Source organism: Pseudomonas fluorescens group sp. PF-69 (assembly GCF_054481235.1).
Genome location: NZ_JBTMNC010000001.1, coordinates 4,350,356 through 4,377,100 on the forward strand (window position 1 = coordinate 4,350,356; position 26,745 = coordinate 4,377,100).

26 protein-coding genes and 3 pseudogenes are annotated in these 26,745 nt (G+C 58.0%); 16 read left to right on the forward strand and 13 right to left on the reverse strand.

The window, feature by feature from the left end:
- Positions 1-71: 71 nt before the first annotated feature.
- The 3 genes from ACX3YF_RS20495 to ACX3YF_RS20505 all read left to right on the forward strand — a co-directional run bounded on the left by ACX3YF_RS20495 (position 72) and on the right by ACX3YF_RS20505 (position 3,400).
- The gene (locus ACX3YF_RS20495; protein WP_458974169.1) at positions 72-602 is read left to right on the forward strand and encodes a hypothetical protein; all 531 of its coding nucleotides are present in this window, start codon (positions 72-74) and stop codon (positions 600-602) included.
- A 331-nt stretch (positions 603-933) separates the two neighbouring features.
- Positions 934-1,983, forward strand: a complete 1,050-nt coding sequence (locus ACX3YF_RS20500) for a homoserine dehydrogenase (RefSeq protein WP_458944870.1) — start codon at positions 934-936, stop codon at positions 1,981-1,983.
- 4 nt (positions 1,984-1,987) lie between these two features.
- Entirely contained in the window at positions 1,988-3,400 is a 1,413-nt protein-coding gene (locus tag ACX3YF_RS20505) for an aldehyde dehydrogenase family protein (RefSeq protein WP_130211611.1), read from the forward strand.
- 112 nt (positions 3,401-3,512) lie between these two features.
- Here ACX3YF_RS20505 and ACX3YF_RS20510 read toward each other — a convergent pair whose 3' ends face one another.
- Positions 3,513-3,947, reverse strand: a complete 435-nt coding sequence (locus tag ACX3YF_RS20510) for a DUF2721 domain-containing protein (protein ID WP_198131859.1) — start codon at positions 3,945-3,947, stop codon at positions 3,513-3,515.
- Positions 3,948-4,014: 67 nt separating this feature from the next.
- Positions 4,015-6,507 carry an arylsulfatase gene (locus tag ACX3YF_RS20515; RefSeq protein WP_458974170.1) on the reverse strand — a complete coding sequence of 831 codons (2,493 nt, stop codon included), beginning with the start codon at positions 6,505-6,507 and terminating at the stop codon, positions 4,015-4,017.
- 224 nt (positions 6,508-6,731) lie between these two features.
- Between ACX3YF_RS20515 and ACX3YF_RS20520 the strand changes: the two genes are divergently transcribed.
- The 5 genes and pseudogenes from ACX3YF_RS20520 (at position 6,732) to tnpC (ACX3YF_RS20540) (ending at position 11,471) form a co-directional block, all read left to right on the forward strand.
- Positions 6,732-7,847: a formylglycine-generating enzyme family protein gene (locus ACX3YF_RS20520; RefSeq protein ID WP_458944872.1), complete on the forward strand. Its 1,116-nt coding sequence runs from the start codon at positions 6,732-6,734 to the stop codon at positions 7,845-7,847.
- A gap of 360 nt (positions 7,848-8,207) precedes the next feature.
- Positions 8,208-8,567, forward strand: a complete 360-nt coding sequence (tnpB, locus tag ACX3YF_RS20525) for an IS66 family insertion sequence element accessory protein TnpB (RefSeq protein WP_019412232.1) — start codon at positions 8,208-8,210, stop codon at positions 8,565-8,567.
- A gap of 18 nt (positions 8,568-8,585) precedes the next feature.
- Positions 8,586-9,473, forward strand: a pseudogene (gene tnpC / locus ACX3YF_RS20530) (IS66 family transposase); the annotation flags it as partial.
- 87 nt (positions 9,474-9,560) lie between these two features.
- On the forward strand, positions 9,561-9,920 hold the full coding sequence (tnpB, locus tag ACX3YF_RS20535) for an IS66 family insertion sequence element accessory protein TnpB (protein WP_019412232.1): 360 nt from the start codon (positions 9,561-9,563) through the stop codon (positions 9,918-9,920).
- Positions 9,921-9,938: 18 nt separating this feature from the next.
- Positions 9,939-11,471 (forward strand): IS66 family transposase, encoded by a 1,533-nt coding sequence (tnpC, locus tag ACX3YF_RS20540; protein WP_130211648.1) that lies wholly within the window; start codon positions 9,939-9,941, stop codon positions 11,469-11,471.
- Positions 11,472-11,566: 95 nt separating this feature from the next.
- Here the strand turns inward: tnpC (ACX3YF_RS20540) and ACX3YF_RS20545 are convergent, their stop codons facing one another.
- Together ACX3YF_RS20545 and ACX3YF_RS20550 are read right to left on the reverse strand one after the other, a co-directional pair.
- Complete coding sequence (locus tag ACX3YF_RS20545) at positions 11,567-11,884, reverse strand: DUF7677 family protein (protein WP_009048737.1); 318 nt, start codon at positions 11,882-11,884, stop codon at positions 11,567-11,569.
- A 154-nt stretch (positions 11,885-12,038) separates the two neighbouring features.
- Positions 12,039-12,614, reverse strand: coding sequence for a hypothetical protein (locus tag ACX3YF_RS20550; protein WP_458974171.1), 576 nt, complete (start codon positions 12,612-12,614; stop codon positions 12,039-12,041).
- 157 nt (positions 12,615-12,771) lie between these two features.
- Between ACX3YF_RS20550 and ACX3YF_RS20555 the strand changes: the two genes are divergently transcribed.
- Positions 12,772-12,921 carry a hypothetical protein gene (locus tag ACX3YF_RS20555; RefSeq protein WP_458974172.1) on the forward strand — a complete coding sequence of 50 codons (150 nt, stop codon included), beginning with the start codon at positions 12,772-12,774 and terminating at the stop codon, positions 12,919-12,921.
- Between the two features lie 278 nt (positions 12,922-13,199).
- On the opposite strand, the gene ACX3YF_RS20560 is transcribed toward ACX3YF_RS20555, so the two are convergent.
- From ACX3YF_RS20560 to ACX3YF_RS20570, 3 genes are all read right to left on the reverse strand, one after another.
- Complete coding sequence (locus ACX3YF_RS20560; protein ID WP_458974173.1) at positions 13,200-13,577, reverse strand: c-type cytochrome; 378 nt, start codon at positions 13,575-13,577, stop codon at positions 13,200-13,202.
- Between the two features lie 254 nt (positions 13,578-13,831).
- On the reverse strand, positions 13,832-14,731 hold the full coding sequence (locus ACX3YF_RS20565) for a DMT family transporter (protein WP_204149849.1): 900 nt from the start codon (positions 14,729-14,731) through the stop codon (positions 13,832-13,834).
- 182 nt (positions 14,732-14,913) lie between these two features.
- On the reverse strand, positions 14,914-15,993 hold the full coding sequence (locus ACX3YF_RS20570) for an SDR family oxidoreductase (protein ID WP_458974174.1): 1,080 nt from the start codon (positions 15,991-15,993) through the stop codon (positions 14,914-14,916).
- 72 nt (positions 15,994-16,065) lie between these two features.
- On the opposite strand from ACX3YF_RS20570, the gene ACX3YF_RS20575 reads away from it, so the two are divergent.
- Both ACX3YF_RS20575 and ACX3YF_RS20580 read left to right on the forward strand, forming a co-directional pair.
- The gene (locus tag ACX3YF_RS20575) at positions 16,066-16,455 is read left to right on the forward strand and encodes a MerR family transcriptional regulator (protein WP_198131865.1); all 390 of its coding nucleotides are present in this window, start codon (positions 16,066-16,068) and stop codon (positions 16,453-16,455) included.
- A 197-nt stretch (positions 16,456-16,652) separates the two neighbouring features.
- Positions 16,653-17,231, forward strand: coding sequence for a DUF4337 domain-containing protein (locus tag ACX3YF_RS20580; protein WP_198131866.1), 579 nt, complete (start codon positions 16,653-16,655; stop codon positions 17,229-17,231).
- A gap of 22 nt (positions 17,232-17,253) precedes the next feature.
- Here ACX3YF_RS20580 and ACX3YF_RS20585 read toward each other — a convergent pair whose 3' ends face one another.
- Positions 17,254-18,849 carry a winged helix-turn-helix domain-containing tetratricopeptide repeat protein gene (locus ACX3YF_RS20585; RefSeq protein ID WP_458944875.1) on the reverse strand — a complete coding sequence of 532 codons (1,596 nt, stop codon included), beginning with the start codon at positions 18,847-18,849 and terminating at the stop codon, positions 17,254-17,256.
- A 259-nt stretch (positions 18,850-19,108) separates the two neighbouring features.
- On the opposite strand from ACX3YF_RS20585, the gene ACX3YF_RS20590 reads away from it, so the two are divergent.
- Both ACX3YF_RS20590 and ACX3YF_RS20595 read left to right on the forward strand, forming a co-directional pair.
- Complete coding sequence (locus ACX3YF_RS20590) at positions 19,109-19,870, forward strand: SDR family oxidoreductase (RefSeq protein WP_204149846.1); 762 nt, start codon at positions 19,109-19,111, stop codon at positions 19,868-19,870.
- Between the two features lie 82 nt (positions 19,871-19,952).
- On the forward strand, positions 19,953-20,366 hold the full coding sequence (locus ACX3YF_RS20595) for a cupin domain-containing protein (RefSeq protein WP_458974175.1): 414 nt from the start codon (positions 19,953-19,955) through the stop codon (positions 20,364-20,366).
- A gap of 84 nt (positions 20,367-20,450) precedes the next feature.
- On the opposite strand, the gene ACX3YF_RS20600 is transcribed toward ACX3YF_RS20595, so the two are convergent.
- Positions 20,451-21,344, reverse strand: coding sequence for a LysR family transcriptional regulator (locus ACX3YF_RS20600; protein ID WP_198131870.1), 894 nt, complete (start codon positions 21,342-21,344; stop codon positions 20,451-20,453).
- Between the two features lie 126 nt (positions 21,345-21,470).
- Here ACX3YF_RS20600 and ACX3YF_RS20605 point away from each other — a divergent pair, with 126 nt between their 5' ends.
- On the forward strand, positions 21,471-22,667 hold the full coding sequence (locus ACX3YF_RS20605; RefSeq protein WP_458974176.1) for an MFS transporter: 1,197 nt from the start codon (positions 21,471-21,473) through the stop codon (positions 22,665-22,667).
- Between the two features lie 81 nt (positions 22,668-22,748).
- On the forward strand, positions 22,749-22,946 hold the full coding sequence (locus ACX3YF_RS20610) for a DUF2986 domain-containing protein (RefSeq protein ID WP_204149842.1): 198 nt from the start codon (positions 22,749-22,751) through the stop codon (positions 22,944-22,946).
- A gap of 127 nt (positions 22,947-23,073) precedes the next feature.
- Here ACX3YF_RS20610 and ACX3YF_RS20615 read toward each other — a convergent pair.
- Positions 23,074-23,400 (reverse strand): annotated as a pseudogene (locus ACX3YF_RS20615) (SDR family NAD(P)-dependent oxidoreductase); the annotation flags it as partial.
- Between ACX3YF_RS20615 and ACX3YF_RS20620 the strand changes: the two are divergent.
- A pseudogene (locus ACX3YF_RS20620) lies at positions 23,395-23,849 on the forward strand (GlxA family transcriptional regulator); the annotation flags it as partial. The pseudogenes ACX3YF_RS20615 and ACX3YF_RS20620 overlap by 6 nt on opposite strands.
- Before the next feature lie 131 nt (positions 23,850-23,980).
- Here the strand turns inward: ACX3YF_RS20620 and ACX3YF_RS20625 are convergent.
- From ACX3YF_RS20625 to ACX3YF_RS20635, 3 genes are all read right to left on the reverse strand, one after another.
- A complete protein-coding gene (locus ACX3YF_RS20625) occupies positions 23,981-24,379 on the reverse strand; it encodes a hypothetical protein (protein ID WP_204149841.1) in 399 nt (132 codons plus the stop codon).
- Positions 24,380-24,585: 206 nt separating this feature from the next.
- Positions 24,586-25,491: a LysR family transcriptional regulator gene (locus ACX3YF_RS20630; RefSeq protein ID WP_196586580.1), complete on the reverse strand. Its 906-nt coding sequence runs from the start codon at positions 25,489-25,491 to the stop codon at positions 24,586-24,588.
- A 6-nt stretch (positions 25,492-25,497) separates the two neighbouring features.
- On the reverse strand, positions 25,498-26,700 hold the full coding sequence (locus ACX3YF_RS20635) for a low temperature requirement protein A (RefSeq protein ID WP_458974177.1): 1,203 nt from the start codon (positions 26,698-26,700) through the stop codon (positions 25,498-25,500).
- Positions 26,701-26,745: the final 45 nt, after the last annotated feature.

Here is a 26,745-nt window from a genome sequence, read left to right on the forward strand (position 1 = left end):
TGCGTTGGCTTTTTTTATGCCTTCATTGATTTGGAGGTCGCTTCATTTTTGTAGGAGCCAGCCTGCTGGCGATGGTCGTTAACGATCACGCGTATGGCCTGGATAAACGCGGCGTACTGGAGTCCATCGTCGGAACGCCGCCCGGAGCCGGCTCGCTCCTACAGGATTGCGTTACCTGTGCCTGGGTACATTCCCGTGTGGGAGCCAGCCTGCTGGCGATGGTCGTTAACGATTACGCGTATGACCTGGATAAACGCGGCGTACTGGAGTCCATCGTCGGAACGCCGCCCGGAGCCGGCTCGCTCCTACAGGATTGCGTGAGCTATGCCAGGGCACCGCCCCTTGTAGGAGCCAGCCTGCTGGCGATGGTCGTTAACGATCACGCTTATGGCCTGGATAAACGCGGCGCACTGGAGTCCATCGTCGGAACACCGCCCGGAGCCGGCTCGCTCCTACAGGATTGCGTTACCTGTGCCTGGGTACATTCCCGTGTGGGAGCCAGCCTGCTGGCGATGGTCGTTAACGATTACGCGTATGACCTGGATAAACGTGGCGCACTGGAGTCCTTCGCCAGCAGGCTCGCTCCTACAGGGATTGCGTGAGCTATGCCAGGGCACCGCCCCCTGTGGGAGCTGGCTTGTCGGGTCGCCGCATCGCAGCGATGGTCGTTAACGATTACGCGTATGGCCTGGATAAACGCGGCGCACTGGAGTCCATCGTCGGAACGCCGCCCGGAGCAGGCTGGCTCCTACAGGTATTGCGTTTTCGGTGTTTCCCGGGATCGCGTGAAGATCCTTCTTCATGCCTGAAACTTTGCTCCGGCGCTGGTCAAAACGCCCACAAAATAGAGCAATTTGGCCTATTTCACTGCCCTGGCCCGACCCCTAACCTAGTGCTCAACAACCCATCACCCGGATCAGGGGGCATAACAAAATGACTGAATACAAATTGGCGCTGGTTGGCTTTGGCGGTGTTAACCGGGCGTTGGCTCAGCTGATTGCCGAACGTAACGAACAGTGGAAAACCGAGCTGGGTTTCACCCTGAAAATTGTTGGCGTGACCGACCTGTTTCTCGGTTCGATCATAGGCCGTGAAGGATTGGACGCCGGCGTGCTGGCCCGATTGCCAGCCGCCAAAGGTGCCTTGGCGCAGCTGCCGGGTGGTGAAGTCACCGCCCTCAATGAAGCGGTGATCAAGGATTCGGGAGCGGATATCATTGTTGAAGCCACCTTTACCAACCCGGTGGATGGTGAACCGGCGACTTCGTTCTGCCGTTGGGCGCTCGAGGGTGGCAAGCATGTCGTGACCACCAACAAGGGGCCCATTGCCTTGCACGGTAGCGAGCTCAAGGCACTGGCCCGCCGCAACAACGTCGCCTTTGAATACGAAGGCTCGGTGATGAGTGGCACGCCAGTCATTCGCCTGGCCAGGCAGGCGCTGGCGGGCAGTTCCATTGTCGGTTTCGAGGGGATTCTCAACGGCACGTCCAACTTCGTTCTCACCTCCATGGAAGGTGGTCTCGGGTTCGCGGAGGCCGTCGCCAAGGCGCAGGAACTGGGTTACGCCGAAGCCGACCCGACTGCCGATGTCGAGGGGCATGACGTGCGCCTCAAGGTGGTGATCCTGGCCAACGAACTGCTGGACGCCAGGCTCACGGTCAACGACGTCACCTGCAGCGGCATTTCGTCCCTCAGCCTTGGCGACATCGAACAGGCCCGGCAGGACGGCGCTCGCTGGAAGCTGATCGGTGCGGCCAAACGTCAGGCCGATGGCTCGGTCAGCGCCAGTGTCGAACCACGTCTGTTGAGCAACGATCATCCGTTGGCCAGTGTCTGCGGCGCGACCAATGCCGTGTCTTTTACCACCGGGCTGCTTGGCGCCGTGACGGTTTCGGGGCCGGGGGCCGGTCGCACGGAAACAGCGTTCGCGTTGCTGTCGGACATCATCAGCATCCATCAAACCCGTGCACACAATCAGGAGTAAGCCTGTGAAACTATCGCGCCTGGCCCTGGATATCGTGGAGCCGCCCATTGAAGTCTTGAACCCCTTTGACGGCGCCGTCATTGGCAGCGTAACCAATGTCTGCGCATCGCAGGTTCCGCAATTGCTGGAGCGCGGGCGTCAGGGTGCCCGGGCTTGCGCCGCGCTGGCGCGTCATCGTCGGGCACGCATTCTCGAACAAGCGGCCATGAACATTGAGCGTGATGCCGGGGCGTTTGCCAGGCTGATCGTCGCTGAAGCCGGAAAGACCCTCAAACAGGCGGAAAAAGAGGTCAAGCGCTGCATCAACACCCTGAAGTTGTCGGCCGAGGAGGCCAAGCGCAATGCCGGCGAGGTGGTGCCTTTCGACGCGTATGAAGGCTCTGAATCGCGTCAAGGCTGGTTTTCCCGCGAACCCTTGGGCCTGATCGTTGCGATCACGCCGTACAACGATCCGTTGAATCTGGTGGCGCACAAACTCGGTCCGGCCATCGCGGGCGGTAATGCGGTGATTCTCAAGCCGTCGGAGCTCGCGCCGTTGTCGGCCATCAAGCTGGTGTCCTGTCTGGTCGCGGCAGGTTTGCCGGAAACAGTGGTGACAGTCGCCACCGGCGGTGCGGAACTGGGCAAGGCGTTGGTCGCCTCCCGTGAAGTGCGGATGATTTCCTTCACCGGTGGCTTCGTCACCGGGGAGCAGATCGCCCGCACGGCCGGCTTGAAGAAACTGGCCATGGACCTGGGCGGCAATGCGCCGGTGATCGTCATGGGTGATTGCGACCTTGAAGCCGCCGTCGAGAGTTGCCTGTCCGGCGCCTTCTGGGCGGCGGGGCAGAATTGCGTAGGCACTCAGCGCTTGCTGATTCAGGCATCGATTTATGAAGCCTTCCGGGAGCGTTTCGTCAGCCAGGCCCGAGCGCTTGTCACCGGCGACCCGATGCTGGCCGATACCGATATCGGGCCGATGATTACGGCGCAAGCGGCACAGAATGCCGAGCAAGTCGTGAACGAGGCGTTGCAAGCGGGCGCGACTTTACTGTGCGGTCATCGACGCCAGGGATCGTGCTACGCGGCGACTGTACTGGAAAACGTCGACCATTCCAGTCGACTCTGGCGCAATGAAGTGTTCGCTCCGGTGGTGGTCTTGCAGTGCTTTGAATCGTTCGACGAAGCCATCGATCTGGCCAACGAACCCGAATACAGCTTGCATGCGGGGATCTTCACCAATGACCTGGCGACGGCGATGAGCGCCGCACGGAGGATCGAAGCCGGAGGGGTGATGATCAATGACTCTTCCGACTACCGCTTCGATGCGATGCCGTTTGGCGGTTCGAAGTACGGCAGCCTGGGCCGGGAAGGGGTGCGTTTTGCCTATGAGGAAATGACCCAGCCCAAGGTCGTGTGCTTGAACACATTAGGGTAGGGGACTCACGAAGGTCTGGTCAGGTCGTATTGCGTTGGGCAGGTTTGGTCACCTGCCCAACGCGTTTTGCTGTATCGATCTTTGAGGACCTGGCAGGTGACATTTGAATCGGCTAAAGGTGTTCATCCGCCGAACTGACACTGATTTTTGCCTCTTGGGCGAATCGATACAGACCCACACCGAGGAAGTAGGTGGCAACCACGAACAGTAGACCGGCACCATAGGCGTACTTGAAGCCGATGAACTCGGTCAAGAAGATGATGGCGAGCAGCAAGGTGGCGCACAGTCCGCCACGCAAAGATGACAGGATGCCGGCGTTCAACAATTCAGCCCGCCGCCGCAATCGCTCCAGATCGGCCTTGAGGTGCGCACGCCTCAGATCGTCTTCGGGGATCGCATTGAGTACCCGTGTACGTTCAATGACAGCTGATAACCTCGAAGTCATTAACGAGACGAACGCCGCTATTGCACCGAGGAAAAACGTAGGGGCAGTGGCTTGTGCAAAGATGTGCGACAACCGCACGGCGTCAGGGATGAATTCGTTCAATTGAGGGGCCCCCCAGGTTCGTCGGCGCACGTGCAACCTGAATCACCCCGTATATTGAATTCATGCCTTACTCTTTGCCGCTCTCAATGGCTTGCCGGGCCTGCTTCAGTTTCTCGATATCGGCCTGGCTCAGCTCGGGGCGGTCAATCTTCAGCGTCAGTCTGTTCAGCTTGCCGGTGAAAGTGAACGGCGGCAGATAGTCTGTGTCGTTGACCCCGGTGAGGGTGTCAGATCCGATATCCAGGCTTTCATCCCAGGCCAGGGTGAAGGGAAGGCTGTGCTCCATTTTGTGTTGGTCCACCACCTTGCCATCCACCTTGAGCGTGCCCATGCCGCCGAGACCGACGCCCGAAAAACTGTTGAACGCCAACGTTGCAGCGCCGAGGCCGTCATACTTGAAGTCGAACTCCAGCACATGTTTGCCCGGTGTGAGCGCGTCGGCGCCCGCCCAGCGTACCCGCTCCAGATCGATCAGGTTCCACAGGAACACCGGTTTGCTCTTGAGCAGGTAGAAGCCATAGCCAGCGAAACGTCCGCCCTGGGTGATCAACATGCCTTCGGCACCGTTATCGCCAACTTCCACCTCGGCTGTGAAGGTGTAGGAGGTATTCAGCACGCTCGGCGCATCACCATTGGGTGTGCCCGTCAGAGGATGGCCCCAGGTAAACACGTTGCGCCCGGCCGTAATGCTCGGCCTTGGCGATATCATCCGCGGCAGCACTGAAGTGTCGAGCGGCAGTACCTGATATTTGCGGGCTTCATCCATGAACATGGCCTGCAGTTGCTTCAGTTTCTCCGGGTTCTGCAACGCCAGATCGGTGGACTGTGAGTAGTCCTCGTTCAGGTTGTACAGCTCCCATTGCATCTGCATGGGATCGGAGGCTTTGGCGGTCATATTCCAGGGTGCCCGCACCACTTTGGTACTGGCCATCCAGCCGTCGTGGTAGAGCGCGTGGTCGCCGAGCATTTCGAAGTATTGAGTCTTGTGGGCAGAGGGCGTCTGGGCGTTTGCCTTGTCGAAGGTGTAAAGCAGGCTGTTGCCTTCGATGGGCTTCTGGGCAATGCCATCGACCCTGTTCGGCGCACTGATGCCGGTGGCCTCCAGGATGGTTGGCACAACGTCGATGACGTGGTGGAACTGGGTACGGATGCCACCCTTGTCAGTGATCCGCGCGGGCCAGGAAATGGCCATGCCCTGACGCACGCCACCCAGGTGCGAAGCGATCTGCTTGACCCATGTAAAGGGCACATCAAAGGCCCAGGCCCAACCAGCCGCCATGTGGTTGTAGGTCTGGTCGCTGCCCCAGGCGTCATAGTATTTCTTCAGTTGCAACTCGACCGGTATTTGCACGCCGTTGAACATGGCGACTTCATTAGGCGTGCCGAACATCTGCCCTTCAGCGCTGGTGCCATTGTCGCCGGTGATATAGATGATCAGGGTGTTGTCCAGTTTGCCCATGTCCTCGATGGACTGGATCACGCGGCCGATCTCGTGGTCGGTATAGGCCTCGTAAGCGGCGAACACCTCGACCTGGCGGATATACAGCTTCTTCTGGTCGGCGCTCAGGCTGTCCCAGGCGGGCAACAGATCGTTGGGCCAAGGGGTCAGTTTGGTGTCCGGGGGAATCACACCGAGCTTTTTCTGGTTGGCAAAGATGGTCTCGCGCAGCTGGTTCCAGCCGCCATCGAAGAGGTGCATGTCACTGATCTTCTTGATCCACTCCTGCGTCGCGTTATGGGGCGCGTGGGTGCCGCCGGGTGCGTAGTAGACAAAGAATGGACGGTCCGGGGTCAGGGCGTTCATGCGCTGCATGTAGTCGATCGCATCGTCGGCCATTGCCGTGGTCAGGTTCCAGCCAGGCTTGCCCTCGAATGGATAGATTTGGGTGGTGTTGCGGAACAGGTTGGGCTGCCACTGATTGGTGTCGCCACCGATAAAGCCATAGAAGTACTCAAAACCCATGCCGGTTGGCCATTGACCGAAGGGCCCGGCCTGGCTGGCCTGGAAGGCGGGGGTGTTGTGATCCTTGCCGAACCAGGAGGTGTGGTAACCGTTATCTTGCAAAATGCGGCCGATCGTCGAGGTGTTTTTTTCGATGATGCTGTCATAGCCGGGATAACCGGTGGCCGTTTCGGAAACAGTCCCGAAACCGACTGAGTGGTGGTTGCGTCCGGTAATGAGTGCCGCGCGGGTCGGTGAGCACAGCGCGGTGGAGTTGAATTGGGTGTAGCGCAGGCCGCTGGCAGCAATGCGATCCATGGCTGGCGTCGGGATCACCCCGCCAAAGGTGCTGGATACCCCGTAGCCGGCGTCATCGGTGATGATCAGCAGCACATTCGGCGCGCCCTTGGGCGGCACGATGGTCGCTGGCCAGTAGGGTTTGGAGCTTTGCGCAATGTCCGTGATCGTGCCCGCGAACGGTACGTCGGGCGCCGGCAGCTGGTCTCCGGAAATCACTCGAGTGGAGCTGGTTCCGCCAGGGGGACCATCGAATTGATCCGCCTGAGGGTTATGGGTGTCGATCCCGAGGATAAGGCATAGCAGCAGGAGGCAGGCCATTCGCCTTGCGGGGGCTGAGCACAGAGGGTTCATCATTGGGCTCCTGTAGGGAACACAGTGCTGCAAGTCGGTGGTCGCTCGGGTAAGAAGCGTGGGCAGTTAAAAGTGGGCCGTGTTTGTTTTGCGGTTGTTGATTTTTATCAACTCAATCAATTTTTCCAGGTGTGCTCAGTCAACCATCCGCCGCACAATCCTTGCAGTTCGGGAAACCCGGGAATGCATCGATGCAGATCAAGAACAGACGCTGGGGCATTGCCATCGCAGCCGTCGGACTCTTGTCCGTCGGCGTGGCGTTTGCGGTTTATCAGCACATTCGTGATCCATCGCCGATGACCCTGGGCGATGGAAAAAATGGCCCTCGGGAGATGGTCTGGATGCCTGCCGGTGAATTCTTGATGGGCAGCGACAGCAAGAAGGCGAAGCCCAGCGAGGGGCCAGCCCACAAGGTCCGGGTCGATGGTTTCTGGATTGATCGCCACGATGTCACTAATGCCGATTTCGCCCGTTTCATTGCGCAAACGCACTACATCACCACCGCCGAACGCAAGCCCGTATGGGACGATTTGAGAGTACAGCTACCCGCGGGTACTCCAGAGCCAGACGACAGTGTGATGGTACCTGGCGCAATGGTTTTCACCGGTAGCGACCGACCCATCCCGCTGGATGATTTCAGCCAGTGGTGGGCATTTGTACCCGGGGCGAACTGGCGTCATCCGTTGGGCCCGGACAGCACCATCGAGGGCAAGGAAAACCACCCGGTCGTCCAGGTTTCTTATGAAGATGCAAAGGCTTACGCACAGTGGGCACATAAACGTCTGCTGACCGAGGCTGAATGGGAATACGCGGCAAGAGGCGGACTGGAACAAGCGGAGTACGCATGGGGCAATGATTTCACGCCGGGAGGCCAGAAAATGGCCAACACCTGGGATGAGGTACAACCGTTTCCAGTGACCGGCTCAAGCAATAAATTCAAGATCGGCACCAAACCGGTAGGCAGCTACAAACCCAATGCCTATGGGCTGTACGACATGTCCGGGAACGTTTGGCAGTGGGTCGCCGACTGGTATCGTTCCGATGCATTTGAAGTTGAACTCAAACGACGATCGGCGGATGAAGTGGCGCTTAACCCAGCGGGGCCGGCCGAAAGCTATGACCCCGCTCTCGGGCCCACGGCCCATGCACCGCAGCGTGTGGTTCGAGGTGGATCATTTCTCTGTAGCGACAGTTACTGCACGAGCTTTCGCACCAGTGCCCGGCAGGGTGCGGATCCTGTGAACGCCATGTCTCATCTCGGGTTTCGCCTGGCGATGAGCAATGATCAGTGGAGAAAGATCCACTGAATAAGTTGCTCCAGACGAAGCGGTGGCGGGTCCGATCGGTAGCTTCTGGCTGTTTGCTGCCTGTCGTGAAGGGCTGCAAACGGCCCAGAGTGTGTAAAAACGTTTTTGAGCACGACAGGTACTCAAAACCGGACTGAAAATCGCGCTTCTACGCGAAATCCACATCTGCTGACGTGCCGATAAATTTCAGATTTAACGTGGACGCGCACATTTCAATTTTGGCGAAGCGTTTTTACACACTCTGGGCCAAAAGCAGCCATTCGGCTGGATCTTTCGTAAGCGCTCCATAAACCCCACATTCAAAGCCGTCACCTGATCCCCGATGCTGTGCTCCCGATTCCTTTACGGAGCCAGCACCTCATGATGCGTCCCGACGCAAAAGTCGAAAAAGTCTATCTCTATCCCAAGCCTGTCGACTTCCGAAAATCCATCGATGGCCTCGCCGCTCTGGTCGAACTGGACATCAAAGTCGCGGTGTTTGATCCGGTGCTTTTCGTCTTTCTCAACAAGCCTCGCAACCGAGTGAAGATTTTGTATTGGGAGCGCAACGGCTTTTGCCTTTGGCTAAAGCGCCTGGAATCCGAGCGCTTCAAAACATCGCCGGATTGTTCGGATGAAGCCATCGTGCTGACGGTTCAAGAACTCAACTGGTTATTGGACGGTTTTGATTTGTGGCGCAACCGTCCGCATCAAGTTTTGACGCCTCGATTCGTCGCCTGATTCGGTATAATCCAGGGCATGATTTCCATGCCCAAAGACCTTCCTGACGACCCTGTTTTGCTCAAGCAGCTGCTTGAGCAAATGCTGAGTGAGCGGGAGTCGGATAAGGGCAAGATCGTTCATCTCGAAGAAGAAAACGCACTGCTGCGTCAGCGCCTTTTCGGGCGCAAGTCAGAGCAGACAGCCGATCCTTCGACCCCGCAAATGGCCTTGTTCAACGAAGCTGAAAGCGTCGCCGAGACGGTCGACGAAGCGGTTGAAGAAGAGGCCGTCGCGCCGTCCAGGCGACGGGGCAAACGCAAGCCTCTGCCCGCCGATCTTCCGCGTATCGAAGTCATTCACGAACTGCCCGAGCACGAGCTGACCTGCGCCTGCGGTTGCCGCAAGCACGCCATTGGCGAGGAAATCAGCGAGCAGCTCGATATCGTGCCGATGCAAATCCGCGTGATCAAACATGTGCGCAAGGTCTACGGTTGCCGCGATTGCGAAACCGCACCGGTTACCGCCGACAAGCCGGCGCAACTGATCGAAAAGAGCATGGCCAGCCCCAGTGTGTTGGCGATGTTGCTGACGACCAAATACGTCGATGGCCTGCCACTGCACCGCTTCGAAAAAGTCCTCGGTCGCCACGGCGTCGATATTCCACGCCAAACCTTGGCGCGCTGGGTGATCCAGTGCGGCGAACACCTGCAACCCTTGCTGAATTTAATGCGGGATCGACTGCTGGAAAGTCGCGTCATCCATTGCGACGAAACGCGTGTCCAGGTAATGAAAGAGCCAGATCGAGAGCCAACCAGCCAATCCTGGATGTGGGTGCAAACCGGCGGGCCGCCGGATCAGCCCGTTATCTTGTTTGACTACTCGACCAGCCGGGCGCAGGAAGTTCCGTCGCGCCTGCTTGAAGGTTAGTAAGCGCTCCATAAACCCCACATTCAAAGCCGTCACCTGATCCCCGATGCTGTGCTCCCGATTCCTTTACGGAGCCAGCACCTCATGATGCGTCCCGACGCAAAAGTCGAAAAAGTCTATCTCTATCCCAAGCCTGTCGACTTCCGAAAATCCATCGATGGCCTCGCCGCTCTGGTCGAACTGGACATCAAAGTCGCGGTGTTTGATCCGGTGCTTTTCGTCTTTCTCAACAAGCCTCGCAACCGAGTGAAGATTTTGTATTGGGAGCGCAACGGCTTTTGCCTTTGGCTAAAGCGCCTGGAATCCGAGCGCTTCAAAACATCGCCGGATTGTTCGGATGAAGCCATCGTGCTGACGGTTCAAGAACTCAACTGGTTATTGGACGGTTTTGATTTGTGGCGCAACCGTCCGCATCAAGTTTTGACGCCTCGATTCGTCGCCTGATTCGGTATAATCCAGGGCATGATTTCCATGCCCAAAGACCTTCCTGACGACCCTGTTTTGCTCAAGCAGCTGCTTGAGCAAATGCTGAGTGAGCGGGAGTCGGATAAGGGCAAGATCGTTCATCTCGAAGAAGAAAACGCACTGCTGCGTCAGCGCCTTTTCGGGCGCAAGTCAGAGCAGACAGCCGATCCTTCGACCCCGCAAATGGCCTTGTTCAACGAAGCTGAAAGCGTCGCCGAGACGGTCGACGAAGCGGTTGAAGAAGAGGCCGTCGCGCCGTCCAGGCGACGGGGCAAACGCAAGCCTCTGCCCGCCGATCTTCCGCGTATCGAAGTCATTCACGAACTGCCCGAGCACGAGCTGACCTGCGCCTGCGGTTGCCGCAAGCACGCCATTGGCGAGGAAATCAGCGAGCAGCTCGATATCGTGCCGATGCAAATCCGCGTGATCAAACATGTGCGCAAGGTCTACGGTTGCCGCGATTGCGAAACCGCACCGGTTACCGCCGACAAGCCGGCGCAACTGATCGAAAAGAGCATGGCCAGCCCCAGTGTGTTGGCGATGTTGCTGACGACCAAATACGTCGATGGCCTGCCACTGCACCGCTTCGAAAAAGTCCTCGGTCGCCACGGCGTCGATATTCCACGCCAAACCTTGGCGCGCTGGGTGATCCAGTGCGGCGAACACCTGCAACCCTTGCTGAATTTAATGCGGGATCGACTGCTGGAAAGTCGCGTCATCCATTGCGACGAAACGCGTGTCCAGGTAATGAAAGAGCCAGATCGAGAGCCAACCAGCCAATCCTGGATGTGGGTGCAAACCGGCGGGCCGCCGGATCAGCCCGTTATCTTGTTTGACTACTCGACCAGCCGGGCGCAGGAAGTTCCGTCGCGCCTGCTTGAAGGTTATCGCGGCTACCTGATGACCGATGATTACGCTGGTTATAACGCCTTGGGCGCGCAATCCGGTGTCGAACGTTTAGGCTGTTGGGCACATGCGCGGCGCAAGTTTGTCGAGGCGCAAAAGGTGCAGCCTAAAGGCAAAACCGGGCGCGCCGATATCGCGCTGAATCTGATCAACAAGCTGTACGGTATCGAGCGAGATTTAAAAGAAGCCGGCGATGAACATCGCCACGAAAGCCGACAGCAAAACAGCCTGCCGGTGTTGGCGCAGTTGCACACATGGCTGGAGAAAACCCAGCCACAAGTGACGGCGCAGAATGCACTGGGCAAAGCCATCAGCTACCTGGCCAGCAACTGGATCAAGTTGGTGCGCTACACCGAAGCCGGTTACTTGCCGATCGACAACAATGCGGCAGAGCGTGCGATCAGGCCCTTCGTTGTCGGGCGCAAGAACTGGCTGTTCAGCGACACGCCCAAAGGCGCGACAGCCAGCGCTCAACTTTACAGTTTGGTCGAGACGGCTAAAGCCAACGGCCAAGAGCCCTATGCGTGGCTGCGCCATGCACTTGAGCGCCTGCCACAAGCCTCGAGGGTAGAAGACTTTGAGGCCTTGCTGCCTTGGAACTGCTCGCTCGCATCGCCTTGCTAAGCGCGCCGCCTATTTTTGAATAGGTGGGGTTCATGGAGCGCTTACGATCTTTCGACCCTTTCCGGTCCCCCGTGTCTGCGAGCTAAAGCCATTTCTTAGCGTCCGAGTGAGGGCGGCCCATAGAGCTCGGTTTCCCAGTCTTCAAGAGGCGGCGTTACTTTGAAAGATGGGTCGCAGTATGACCTTAAGTAGTCAGTCGCTCTCCTTTGGGCGTAGGTGAAATTGAGCACGTTGCCTTCGCTGTCCATCTCTATTACGTTCGCGAATATCGCGAAGACCATCTCAATTGCACTCGGCTCAGAGCCATAAATGTCGAGGTACTCTACGTTTTCAAGCATGTAGTGGCTTCCACTTGCCATGAAGTACGCAAACGTTCGGAGTGCTCCACTGAAATCATTACTTAGCTTCTTCATGTACATTTTCTTTTAGTAAATATTCTGGATTTAACTGTTTCATAATCAAGCATCTGCTTTTTTGCCGTTTTATTGTGGTCGAGACAGGCCCGAACCGATCCATAGCTGTCGCTTAATCTTTTATTCACGAAAAAAAAGGTCGAACCTAGTGGGTCTACTTATAGATAAATGTATAGCTGACAATGTAGCTACCTATTTTGTTTGCGCGGGCACTCACCCATACGGTCTTCATACCCTGCTTTATATTTTCCTCTAAGTCCATTTTATTCGTGCAAAGCTCAATCCTGCGGTGCGTGCTTGTATCCTCGATCCACAGACCTGCCTCGCAATGACTAAATCTTCCAATGGAAGGCCCAGGGTAGGTTATTTCATATGAAGACTCATAAGTAATAATCTCGCCAGGCAGAAGGTAGGCGGCGGTGGCATAAATATTGATAGATAAGCCAAATCCTAAGCAAAACCAACCAATAAAAGAGTCTAAAGTTCGTTTTGCTATTTTGCCGCCCGGGCGCCGGTATAGTGTGCGAGCTACAGCGATAAGCCCAGTAATGGAACCGATCAACAGGTATGTCGTCCACTCGGGTATTTCAGGCATTAAAACTGTTCGCGCTGAAATGCTAGAAGCCCAGCCAGCATAATAAAACCATGCGCCAAAGAGCAGAAACGCTATCACTGTAACAACTATTTTTTTTGATTTTTCCTCAGGCGCTCTGAGTTTCATTTGTTGCATGCTTTGATTTCTTAATGCTCGAATGAATTATTAAAGCGTCTTAGGGGTTATTGGCGACTACCAGGTCGCGACTCGAGCCGACAAACGCCATACGTTAATTGCCACTGCTAGCATATCTAACCCTGGGTAGTGCGGAACAATTGCCAAGGACTCCTAGATGGCGAAAGTCCAGGACGTGGCAACAAGCCTCGCTGCACTCGCCCAGGGGAATACTGGTGAGAAGAATACACAAATTCTGTTGTTTGAACGTCTGCTTTTGGCCGATTCTGTTGAAAAAGTCGGTTCTTCCAGACTTCCCACATACTGACCGCTGAAGATGCGTTATTTGCGCGCCGCTACGCGAAATCTGAGCCCGGAATCCTCTGCTCAATGTAAAGATTTCAATCTCAAGCGCGTACTTTTCTACCGTGGAAACCTGGGCCGACTTTTTCAACAGAATCGGCCGCTTTCTGCCTGTCGCGGTGCCGCTGGGGGACTCTGCATTAACACCGTGAACACCAGGACAACATCCGGCCACAGCCAGTAAACTGCGGGCCGGAGCTGGATCAGGGAAAGGTGTTAGCACAGGACCAGGCACTTCAAAGGTCATCGATTTTGTGAAATCACACCACCCATGTATTGATTTAAATCGCGCAAATCCTTAACGCTCCATGAGTGCGGCGATAGCTTTACTCCATTCTCACGCAAGGTTCTTGGAATTAAGTCGCCATTGGGGCGAAGTATTATCGAAGATACAATCACGCCCGGATAATCAGTTAATCGTTTTTTGAAAGCGGACGTTGTTAGATCGGGTGTAGACGGATTGCTTTTATTAGCCAGCGGTCCTGTTGCTTTGAGATCCATTCCGTGGCACATGCTGCATCGCTGTAGATAGAGATTTTTTCCATTAGCATTATCCGCGAAGGATAGTGATGTTTGAGTCAGCGATAAAATTCCTAGCGAAGCGATGAATAACATTTTCATTGTTTTTATCTTCCTTGATGGGGTCAGCGTCGATTGGACGCGATTTGGAGCGCGGGAAAGATATCAGCCATCGCGTCGGCACACACGGTCATTCCTGATGCCCGTTAAATCAACACGTTTTCCCGGCGCATCCCGGTGACCATTCTTGGCCGATTTCTTCCTGTCACGATGGGCAGAAATCGGCCAGGAGCAGTCTGCCGCTCAAAACACTTAAAAACCACTGATTGTTAAAGTAATCAGGATCCGAAAATAGCTCACTCAGTCGAAGTGACGGATGCTTTGCTGCCCAAGCGGATCAGTTCATTGGAGAAACACAGGCCGACGATGATCAGTGCCGCTCCCGCGTACAGGCTTTCGCGCGGTACTTCATTGAGCGCCACAAACGCCAGCAGTGCGGCGAACAGTGGCTCGGTCAGCTCCAGCGCTTGCACTTGGGATGGCTTGAGATACTCGATGGCCTTGGTGGTGCAGAAGAAGCCCAGGATTGTCGGCAGCGTGGCCAGCGCCAGCAGCGCGGCGATCGCCAGCGGCGACAGCTCGCCCATCGCGAAACCATCGGCCGCAGCCGGCATCAGCAGGTACAGGCTGCCAAAGAACAACAATTGTCGGGTGAAGTGCAGCCCCCCCGACACACCCATTCGCTTCATGGCAACCGAAAAGGCCCCATAGCCGCAGCCGGCCATGCAGGCGAGCGCAGCACCTTGCAGGGTAAAGCCCTGTTGCAGGTCGCCGCCGAAGATCACCGAGATCCCGGCGATAGCCAGTGCGGCGCCAACGGTGGCGTTCGCGGTGATGGCATCCTTGAGGAAAATGCGCCCCAGAAGGATCGAGGAAATTGAGGCACTGGCCATCAGCACCACCACCACACCTGCCGCGGCGTAGTGTCGATAGGCGGACGTTTCGAAATGGAACAGCACAAAGATGCCAAGGAATGCGCAGATAGCCGCCTGAGTCCATTTGGTCGACGTCGCCGGGCGCTTGAGGAAAAACAGTAAGATCGAGAGAAGCACGCAACCCAGTACGGTCTTGATGACAGCGACACTGCTGGCGGTGAAACCATTGCTCATGAGTACTTTGCTGAGTACACCGATCGTTGCGTTCAGTGCCGCAGCGGAGAGTGCAAATATGACGCCTTTGCTGAAAGTAGATTGCATGGATGACGATCCCTGTCGCTGAATTGTCGTTCGATAGAATGCCGCCCTGCATCGACGGCGCAAAGTTTGAGGATACGAAGATCCCGCCAATCCCGGTATTTATTCCGGCATGAATCTGCATGACTTACCTTAGGTAAGTCCAATTAAATCGGGGCTAACGGCTTTGTCGCCCTCAAGAAAGGTCAGCAGGCCTTGCCCTTCGCCATGTAATACGAGTTGACGAACATTGCAGTGTGCTGCAAAGACTGGCGTATATCCGGTTTGGCTATTCCATGCCTGTTGGCAAATTGCTCGACCGCCGCTGTATCAAAACGAGTGGTCTGGATAAAGTCCAAGGCTTCGGGTTTTGAATTCAAAAAACGCGCGACGGGAGGAATACTCAGTAGCAACTTCAGAAAACGCAGCGAAATGTAATGCTTGGGAGACTTTAAGCCCAAAGGTTGCGCCACCTGTACCAGGAGTTCTCGCAAGTTGGGAGTCTGGTCATCAAGCGCCAGCAGTTCCTGACCCACCATGGCAGGATCAAAAGCACAAACCGCCATCAGTTCAACCAGGTGATCCACGGTAACCAGCGGTAGCCAGTGCTCGGCGGTACCGGGCACGGCAGTCAGCTTTCCCTGTGCAAGGTTGCGTATCAGCTCCACCAGCGGCTGACCGTCAAGGATATGCCCGGTGCGGCTGTGGCCACAAACCGTCGCGGGGTGGACGACGGTTATCTCCCCGCCCTTGGCGGCCATGACCTCCAGGGTCGCAAAATGCGCCTCCAGCTTGCTCCCCTCGTAACCACCGACATGCCGGTAGACGGCGGGCCAATTCGTCAGCTCCGGATAACGAGGATCGATCCCGATGCGTTGCAGATGTTCATGATTTTTCAGCATGTAGCCGCCGATCATCACTAACCGGCTTTTTTGCTCAGCCGCCAACAGCGCCACGCGCTTTGCCCCTTCTACATTCACCGCACGAGAATGCTCCACTGAAAGCCCCCAGGCGAAGTGGGCGCCCAGGTGGAATATGACGCTGGCGTGCCTTAGCACTGCTCGGTCAGCAAGACTGAGCCCGAGGTTGTCCCGTTCCAGATCGCCAGCGACGGCAAATACCCGGGTTGCATTCCCTCCCAAATTGTCGACTTGCTCCCGCAGTGCAGCCAGTCGCTCTGGGCGACGCATCAACACCCGAATGGTGTGACCTTTTGCACTCAGGTACGCCACCAAATGTTGACCGATGAAGCCGGTACCCCCCGTGACAAAGCACTCCACGCTCATTTCCTGCTCCTGGTTAAGGTGAGAAATCAAGCGTAAACTATCGACCCAACTCTATAGTCAAGCGGTGTTTTCATGAAAATCGGCGAACTCGAGGCCCGCAGCGGTGCCAGCCGCCATACGCTGCGTTACTACGAGCAAATCGGCCTGATCTCAGCGCTGCGGGGAACTAACAACTATCGCGTTTACACAGCGCAAACTCTGCAGGATCTGGTCTTTATCCAGCGCGCGCAAAGCATGGGGTTTTCCCTGGGGGAAATAGGCGAGATTCTGGATGCGCAGCGCAACAAGCTGATCGATTGTGCTGACGGCGCTAAGTTAATTGAAAAGAAGATGGCAGAAATCAAACAGAAAATCGCCGACTTCCAAAGCATTTATCGGTATCTGGATGAAGAGCGTGCAAACCTCGAAGCCAGTGCTGCCAAGCAACTTGAGCTTCAGCAGCTGAATAACTCTTCCAACTGAACTATCAGCATCCGGGAAACGGAAGCTGCAGCCTGCTTCCGGTTTCAAGCCCGTCGCTTACGCATTTTCTAAAACCTTCTGGCCAGACCCCGGACAGTAAGCGTCCGCCCGAAAGCCCCTCGCTGGATCTACTAGACACATGATGTCTGCTTTAGACTGCCTGTCCACCGCCACTCACTCCTCCTAGATCGACACCCATGCCTGAAGAGTTCGAAGTTCCCAGTCCACACGAGCAGCATATCGAGCACGCCACCCATCATGCGCACGTACAAGGCGACGGCTTTGCCAGCAAGATTGCGGTGATGACGGCGATCATGGCGACCGTCGGCGCCATGATGAGTTATCAGGCCGGCTCAACGGAGAGTGAGGCGGCCATGGACAAAAACAACGCCGCCATCCAGAAGACCGAAGCCGCCAACGAGTGGAATTACTACCAGGCCAAGTCCAGCCGGCAGAACCTGTCGGAGCTGGCGAGCCATCTCCCAGGGCTGGATTCCGCCCACTATGCCGCTGAGGCGCGGCGCTACGGGGAGCAGAAAGAGGAGGCGCGCAAGAAGGCCGAAGCGCTCGAGCAAGGGGCGCGCGAGTGGGACGAAAAGTCAGAGCGGGTGCTGCATCAGCATCATCGCTGGGCCCAGGCGATGACGGCAATCCAGATCGCCATTTCGCTGGCGGCCATTACCTTGCTGACGCGCAAGGAATGGCTCAAGCGGGTCTCGTTTGGGGCCGCCGGTGTTGGCGTCATGTTGGGTTCACTGGCCTGGCTGCACCTCTGAGCGAGGCCTGAATGTTCTTCGGTCATTCAGGCAAACCGGCCAACCGCAGTCCATCGACGAAGCGCGCGAAATCTTCGGGTCGCTGGATCGGCAGCCAGTCTTTCAGGTTGCCGAGGCGCAAAGCGGGATCCAGCTCCCGGAGACGCTGCATCGCCAGCCTCGCTTTATCCATTCGTCCGCTGAGGGCATGACTGGCCGCGATCACTGCCACCGGGGGCAGGAAACCGGGCAGGTTGCCCAGCGCCTTTTCCGCCCATTGCGTCGCGAGATCGAAGCGCCCGGCGAAAAAATGCGCGAGCGCCATTCCGATCTGCATCCTGAACATTTCCGGATCCAGCGGACTCAAGCGAACGGCATGGGCCAGATGCTCGATGGCGGCGTCCGTTTCACCGCGCAGTGCACGCAGGATGCCGCCCAGGAACCAGGCGGGGGCGAGGTTGGGATTGAGCAGGCGTGCCCTGTCGAGCAAGGCAATGCCGCCGTCCACATCACCAGTGAGATGGCCCAATGCATGTCCACCTCGGGTCAACGCGACCGCATCATCCCGGCCAAGCGTCACCGCCAGACGCGCAAGCCGTATGCCCTCGGCGATCTCTTGCGTCCGATCAGTCATCCAGCCGTTGATCTTGCGCCAGAAGTGGCACCAGGCTGCCATGCCATAGGCCGATGCAAATTCCGGATCGAGCTCGATGGCCTTGTAGAACAGCGGCAACGCCTCATCGAGGGCTTCCCGGGTGCCGTTGTGCAGTTTTGCCATTGCGCGCAGATAGTAGTCGTAGGCGTCCAGGCTTTCCGTCGGTTTGCGCTTGGCGCGTTCGATTTCTGCCCGTTCCAGTTGCGGCGCGATGGCGCCGACGACGCTTTCGGTGATTTGGTCCTGTAGCTCGAAGAGGTCGTTGAGCGTGCCTTCGAAGCGTTCCGCCCAGATATGCGTCCCGCTCGTCGCGTCGATGAGTTGCCCGGTGATGCGCACTTTTTCCCCGCACTTGCGCACGCTGCCTTCCAGCAGGTAGCGAACGCCCAGCGCCTGGCTGACGCCCTTGGCATCCACTGTCCGCCCCTTGTAGGTGAAGCTTGAATTGCGCGCGATGACGAACAGCCAGCGGATACGCGACAGGGCCGCGATCAGATCTTCCACGATGCCGTCGGCGAAATACTCCTGCTCCGGATCGCCGCTCAAATTCTGGAAGGGCAGGACGGTAATCGAGGGTTTGTCCGGGAGGAGCAAGGAGGGGGGCATTGCTTTCGCTGCTGTGGCCGAGTGCTCATCGATGACCGTCCGTTGCGGCTGCTGCGTTTCGCCGTTCCCGCTGACCTTGATCTGGCCGACAAAGCGGTAGCCCTTGCGGGCGACGGTGCGCACCAGGCGCTGTTCCTCACCGGTATCGCCAATGGCCTTGCGCACTGCATTGATGTGGCTGGTGATCGTCGATTCCGAGACGATCCGGCCGTTCCACACCGCCTGGAGCAGATCGTCCTTGCTCATGACGCGATCAGGGTTGTTGACGAACAGCAGCAACAGATCGAAAACCTGCGGCCCGACGGCCACGACTTGCCCGCGCAAGGTCAGTTCCCGGCGCTCCTCATCGAGCAGGTAGTCTTCAAACACGAATGGCAAGGTGAGGATCCTCTGGCAAAGCGCCCTCAACTCCGTGTCCCAGGCGACTGACGATTGGTATTGGGGATTGATGATACGGCAGCCCCAAAGCCGCCGCACCGTCGGCGGCAGAGACGACGTCCGGCATCGATGTCCTTGGACGTAAAACCAAGCTTTCGTGGAGGGAAAATCACGGCAGGCACAAGGACTTCGTAGGCGCGCGCAGGCAATCTCCCCTTACACCGACGCAATGCTTGCCGTCGACACGTGGAGAACGCCCATGAAAATCGTCGTCATCGGAGGCTCCGGCCTCATCGGATCAAAACTTGTGAAGAACCTGCGCGAGCGTGGCCATGACGTGCTCGCAGCCAGCCCCAGCACGGGCGTCAACAGCATCACCCGCGAGGGCCTGGCCCAGGCGATGGATGGTGCCGACATCGTCGTCGACGTGGCGAACGCGCCGTCGTGGGAAGACCAGGCCGTCCTCGAGTTTTTCGAAACTTCCAGCCGTAACCTGCTGGCCGCTGAAGCGGCCGCCGGTGTTCGGCATCACGTTGCGCTGTCGATTGTCGGGACCGAACGGCTGCCCGAGAACGGCTATTTCCGGGCCAAGGTTGCCCAGGAAAGCCTTATCAAGGCTTCCGGCATTCCTTACTCCATTTTGCGTGCCACGCAGTTCTTCGAATTCGTCGGCGGCATCGCCGATTCGTTTACCGTCGGCGAAGAACTTCATGTATCGCCAGCGCTGATCCAGCCGTTGGCGTCCGACGACGTGGTGGCGGCACTCACCGATGTAGTGCTGGCAGCGCCGCTCAATGGCACGGTCGAAGTCGCGGGGCCCGAGGCCATGCCGATTGACGAGCTGGTCAGGCGCTTTCTGCGGGCCACTCGGGATACTCGCCGGGTCGTACCGGACGTGCACGCGCGCTACTACGGCGCCGTGCTCGACGATCAATCACTGACCCCCGGCCAACATCCGCGCCTGGGCGCGATCCGTTTTGAAGACTGGCTCACCCGGTCAATGGCCGAAGCCGGTCGCTGAAGCCACCAGCGACCGCTCAGGAAGGCGTCGCCCCGGTCATGGGGCGCGCCGTCATCACACCTACCCTCGAAGGAGTATTGCCATGGTTACCCGATATCTATTGGCTGCGGCTTTCGCAGCACTGTCGATCGGCGCAGCGTCGGCCGCTGAGCCGCCCCCCGGCAAGGTGACCGTCGTGTTTGACCGTCCCATTCCCAACATCCCCGGCAAGAGCATGAAAGGTGTGGTCGTCGAGTATGGGCCGGGCGCTGCGTCGCCATCCCACACCCATCCGAAAACGGCCTTCATCTATGCAACGGTGCTGGAGGGTGCGTTTCGCATCAAAGTCAAAGGCCAGCCGGAAAAGATCTACCACGTCGGCGAAAACTTCGTAGAAGAGCCGGGTTCGGTACACGAAGTCAGCGCCAACGCCAGCGACACCGAACCGGCACGCCTGTTGGCCGTGTTCGTCCTCGACACTGGCGAAAAGACGCTCGTCACCCCCATCAAAAAGTGAGCCGATCAACCCGCTGATAAAGGCTCGACAGCCGGGCGGCAGGCCTCTGCTCTATCCATGTACTGAACCGGGGCTTTTCCGCCTTTAGACGCCCTCGCGCAGCGCATTGGAAACAAGCGAAAACGCCGGAGAGGGTTGCCGTCGGCTGGGGTAGTACAAATAGTATCCAGCGAACGGGAGGCACCAGTCTTCCAGTACCCGCATCAGCCTGCCTTCCTGAAGATGGGGTGAAAATTCCTCTTCGGGCAGGTAGGCAATGCCCAGTCCCGCCAGCGCCGCCTCCACGATGTGGACGGAGGTGTTGAACGTCAGTTGTCCGTTTACGCGCACGTTCAATTGTTTGCCGCGCCGCTCAAAGTCCCATACGTAAAGCCCGCCGGAGGTCTGCATGCGCTGGTTGATACAGTTATGGTCCATCAAGTCCCGTGGGTTTTTCGGAATGGCACGGGTGGCAAAGTAGGCGGGTGTGGCAACGACAGCCATTCGTAACGGTGGCCCGATGGGCACGGCAATCATGTCCTTGTCGATGGTGTCACCCAACCGGACCCCGGCATCAAAACGATCAGCCACGATGTCTCTGAATCCGTAATCGACATCGAATTCCACCCTGATATCCGGGTATTGGTGCAGCAATGGAGTGAGCTTGGGCAGCAGGGTTTTGCGCAGGACGTGATCGCCGCAGGTGATTCGTACCAGGCCGGCCGGCTTGTCGCGCAGTTCTGTCAGTACATCCAGTTCCGCTTCGATTTCATCGAAGCGGTGGCCGATGGCCTGCAACAACCGCTCACCAGCGACCGTAGGCGAGACGCTGCGCGTGGTACGTGTCAGTAACCTGATCTGAAGGCGCGCTTCCAGGCCGCTGATCGCCTGACTCAGGGCAGATTGGGTAACACCCAGCAGCGAGGCGGCGCGGGTGAAACTCCCTTCTCGCGCCACGGTGACAAAGGACAGTAAATCGTTGAGGTTCCTTCTGACCATATCGCCACTGCCCTTGAGTTCATTGATTAGTTGTACTTATAGCCTTATTAAGTATTCATTAGCTAGTCGCTGGGAAGTCCTTGCCTCACCATTCCAGTCATGAATATGAATGAAAGTGAGGCCCTGATGGCCACTGTTATCCCGATACCTGAGGCCAATGAACAACCCGCGTACTGGAGCGGGGTGTTTGCAATGACACTTTGCGTTTTCGCGTTGATCGCTTCGGAATTCATGCCTGTCAGCCTGCTGACGCCGATGGCCGATGATCTGCATGTCACTGAAGGGCTGGCCGGGCAGGGCATCGCGATCTCCGGCGCGTTCGCGGTACTGACCAGCCTGTCGATCCCCTGGTTGGCTGGAACCGTCAACCGCAAGACGCTGTTGTTGGCCCTGACCGGGATGATGGCTGTATCCGCTGTCGTGGTCGCAATGGCGCCGGACTATCAGACATACATGGTTGGCCGTGCGCTCATCGGTGTGGTCATCGGTGGTTTTTGGTCCATGTCCGCTGCAACGGCCATGCGCCTGGTGCCCGCCAGCCAGGTGCCCAAGTCCTTGGCCATCTTCAACGGAGGTAACGCGTTGGCGACTGTGATCGCCGCACCGCTGGGCAGCTACCTGGGGGCGGTCATTGGCTGGCGCGGTGCTTTCTTCTCTCTGGTACCTGTAGCGGCGATCGCCCTGGTCTGGCTGTGGACCAGTCTGCCGTCCATGGAGGCGGGTGAGCGCACATCGGGCTCCGCCAATGTCTTCAGACTGTTAAGGCAGCGTGCCGTGGCATTGGGCATGGCCGCATGTGCAGCTTTTTTCATGGGGCAGTTCGTGCTGTTTACCTATCTGCGGCCGTTCCTCGAAACAGTGACGATGGTTGATGTTTCTACGCTGTCGTTGATCTTGTTCGTGATGGGCGCAGCGGGTTTTATCGGCACCCTGATGGTCGGTTCGTTCCTGAGGCGCGGCCTGTTCCGGACACTCGCGACCATTCCCTTGCTGATGGCTGTGATCGCCTTGGCGCTGATCCCCTTTGGAGCCTCGGTCATTGCCGTTGTCATGCTGCTTGGATTCTGGGGGCTCGTGGCTACGGCGGCGCCTGTCGGCTGGTGGAGTTGGATAGCGCAAGTTCTGCCCAGGAATGCCGAGGCCGGAGGCGGCCTGATGGTGGCCGTGATTCAGTTGGCCATCGCTTTGGGCTCGACCGTTGGCGGCTTGCTGTTCGACCGCCATGGCTATCAGAGCACTTTCGTGGCGAGCGCAGCGGTGCTGTTGCTGGCGGCACTTCTGACTTATTTGACATCAGGTTCCAAGGCGCCCCGGGCCGCCTGAGCCACGCAAAGAGCACGCCAGTGATCTGGCTCGGCATTGTTAGCTGATATCATTCGGCAACTGAAAAACCGAGTAGAAAACATGAATCGTCAAAAGAAACTAAAGCAGTTATTCAAGGCCCAGGCCAAAAAGGCGAGCGCCAAACTGGCACCGGTCAAAAAGAACAAATACATCAGTAAAGCCGACCGCTTGAAGCTGGCTGCCGAAGCCGGTCCAACCGACGATTCCCAACCGCACGCCATCATGGAACGGGCATCTGGATCGGTCAGTGAGACCTGATTGTCCGGGGATTCGTTGAGCTGGATTGAGCTTGACGATTTTCTCTTCCCGCACGCCAGACTCGACAGGCGCATGACCAGGCCTGCACAAAGTGCCCGACCTCGCAGAGGAGGTCGGGCGGCCGGGCTCAGGCGACGGGGATGGGGTTGTCGATGATCGACTGATTGAACTGCTCCACCAGGCCATGTTCGTTCGGCCCCACATTGGCGCGCAATGCGCGGATGCTGTCGACGATCACCTCGGTGGTCGCTGTCTCCAGCTTGTCCAGGGTTTCGGCAATAAAGTCTTTCAACGGCATCGCACGAGGGTCGCCACTTTTGTGAATCAGGTCGGTATCGACCCACGGCGGCGCGATTTCGAGGACCTTGACGCTGCTGTCGCGCAGCATGAAACGCTGTGACAGGCTGTAGGAGTGAATGGCGGCCTTGGTCGCCGAATACAGCGCGGTGACGGCATGGTCGAAAAGGATCTGGGAACGGACGTAGCGCGTTCCGTGGCACACAAGCTGGTCATGCATCAGCGCCGCTCCGGCGGGCAGTCACAGCACTCGGAAATGCTCGATCTCGCACCGAAATCCGACCGCATCCAGAACGCGCTGAACCATGCCCGACAACACCCGCACGGCCGCTCAGTGTCGAGGAGCTGGCAGAGGCCGTGCACCTCAGCCCTCGCCAGTTCACCCGCATATTCACGGCTGAAACCGGGCAATCCCCAGCCAAGGCCGTCGAGCGGCTACGCCTTGAAGCGGCGCGGGTCATGGTCGAGCAAAGCCGCCATTCTCTGGATGTGATTGCCAAGGAAACCGGCTTTCGTAACCGTCGTCATATGCGCGAGGTGTTCATCCGCGGCTTTGGCGTCCCCCCTCAAGCCATACGACGAGATGTTCGAAGCATCGTGACTTGATCAGGTGAGTTGGTGGGGGGGAAGGCCGCCGTTGCTCGGGCAATCAATCGGAGTTGACCTGCCGGGTCACGGTTTTTGCAGGTTGGCTACCCATTGTCTGCGTAGTCGGCGGCGTGTCCCCTGGCTTCGCACTAGCGGCGATAGTAACGGTGATCGTCCTCGTAACGGTGCCGCATGGCCCGATCCTCGTGACGCTCCCAATCACGACGGCGTTCAGCTTCCCGGCGGGCTTGCTCTCTGCGCCAGTTTTCCCTGCGCCACTCGTCGCGGCGCCAATCGTCCCTACGATCGTGCCAACGGTCGTCATGCCAGTCCCGGTCGTCATGGGCAAGCAACGGCCCTGGCTGCTTGCCGGCCATACCGGCCAACGTCGGCCAAGGGTTGTCGGCAGCGTGGACAGGCGCCTTAACGGCTGCGGCTTCAGGTGCGAAAACAGGGGTTGAGGTCTTCATCGGTGTGGCGGATGCCGAGCCCATTGCCGCGAACGCGAACAGACCGAAGAGCACCTTCCGTGGGACAAGGAATTTCATGAACGAAGACAACCTCTGATTGGCCATTGGACGTGTGGCCATCCGGTTGCGGTAAGCCAGCAGGGGGGCGTGCTTACCGAGTGGATGTGCCTATCCACATAGACCGATAAACAGAGAAAAGTTCTAGGGAGCCGTTGCTGAAATAGCCACGGCCACGACCCTTTTGACCTTGAAGGTCAAGCGCTACCCCCATGGAACCGGGTGGGTCAAGCCTTCAGGTACGGCGCCATCAACGTGGTAAACCAATCGATGAAAGCGCCGAGCCGACGAGAGCGCTGACGCCGGTTCGGGTAAAGCACCGAGACGGTCATGGGCGCGGGACGGTAAGCGGCCATGACTTCCACCAGGTCGCCGCGTTCCAGCAAGTGCTGAACATCGAACAGCGGTACCTGAATCAGGCCAAGCCCCGCGCAGCACGCAGCGATGTAGCTTTCAGCGTTGTTGACCACCAGGCGCCCTGGCAGATCCAGCGAGTGTTCGACACCGTCGACGCAATACTCCCACGGTGCTTCCTGTGTGGTCCCGCCGGCCATATAGCCGATACAGCGGTGCTTGTCTTGCAGGTCGGCAGGCTGTGTGGGGACACCAAACTCGGCCAGGTACTCGGGGCTCGCGCAGTTGATCAGCAACACCTGACCCAAAGGCTTCACCACCAGGCTGCTGTTCTGTGGTGTCCCAAACCGAATCACGCAATCGACCCCCTCCAGCACCAGGTCTATCGCGCGATCAGTGGAGCCCAGACCCAGTTGCAGTCGCGGATGGTGCTTCAGGAATTCGGGTAGCGCCGGAATGAGCAGGCGTCTGGCAATGCGGCTTGGGACATCAACCTCGAGACGGCCCATGACCTGTTCTTGATGGCTCTGGAACAACTGGTCGATGTCATCGATATCCAGCAATACCTGACGCGCGCGCAGCAACAACTGGGCGCCATCGGTGGTCAGCGACACCTTGCGCGTCGTACGGTGCAGCAGACGGGTGCCCGTGTTGGCTTCCAGTTGTTGAATGGCCGCTGACACGGTCGCGCGCGGCAGCTTCAGTAACCGCGCGGCCTGAATGAAACTGCCCAGCTCCGCCACCTGAACGAAGATGCGGTATTGCTCGATTCTATCCATAGGCCTTCAATGCTCGATGACAGCGCCTGCCTGTTTCGCACGAAACCGCCGGACCACTCGCCATTCGACAAAACATACGATCAATAAAACCAGTGTGGTCAGCGTGCCGACCATCAGCAGATCCGTGGCGTAGGCCAACGGCACGAGGGCCAGTAGCAGGACCATGCCGGCGAGGTGGGACTTGGCGATCACCTGATACACCTCGCGTTTGTAGAGCAGGCTGGCGAACAGAAAAATCATCGGCCCCAGTATCAGGGTCAGCACGTAGGCCGTGCTCAAGTGCTGGTCGGGGTGGGCCATCACCAAGTCGTTGCCGACTGCCGTAGCAATGATGCCAGCCACCAGAATCGCGTGGATGTAGTGGAAGTTGGCGCCGGTGCGCCCAGGGTCGCCGGAGACGGTGATGCGGTGGATAGCGTCTTTGCTGGCAGTGCCGAAGTACAGCCACCACATTGCCAGTGTGCCCAGCAGAGTGGTCAGCAAACCGAGCAGCACGGGAATCCCCCAATGATCGGTCTCCGCGAGAACGGCGCCGCTGGCCAGCAACGTTTCACCCAGGGCGACGATCACAAACAACTGGCAACGCTCGGCCAGGTGCGCACCTTCGATGGTCCAGTCACGGGTGCGTGAGCGCCCGAGTCCCGGCAGGGCAAAGCCGAACATGGGCGACACGTACTCGCCTAGCACCGCGACCAGCCACAGGCCGATTCGCCATGGCCCCTCCAAAAACGCGCCGGTCAGCCAGAACGCAGCCGCTATTACCATCCAGCCGAGCATGCGCCGGAAGTTCGGTGCCAGCGGGTGTTCACTGGGCAAATGCAGAACGATATAGGCCGTACGCCCGACCTGGATCAGCACATAGGCCAGCGCAAACACCAGCCCTCGATCGCCAAACGCTTCGGGAATGCTGGCCGCCATCAGCAACGCAGGAAACATGATGGCGAAGATCAACCCGCGTACCCTGGGCATTTCCGGATTGAACCAGTTGGTGACCCAACAGGTGTACTGCCAGCCGAGCCATACGGCAAACCACATGATCAGCGTCTCCACCACGCCAAGCAGCGTCAGGTGATGGAGCAGGCCATGGCTGAGTTGGGTCACGGCGAATACATAAACGAGATCGAACAACAGCTCCTCGAACGTCACCCGTGCGTGATGACCGTCACGATGGCGAAGCAGCGGGTGACCCGCAGACGAGTTGGCACTCATAATGACCCCATGGCCGGGTGGTTCAGGAAATTATCAGCGCGCTGT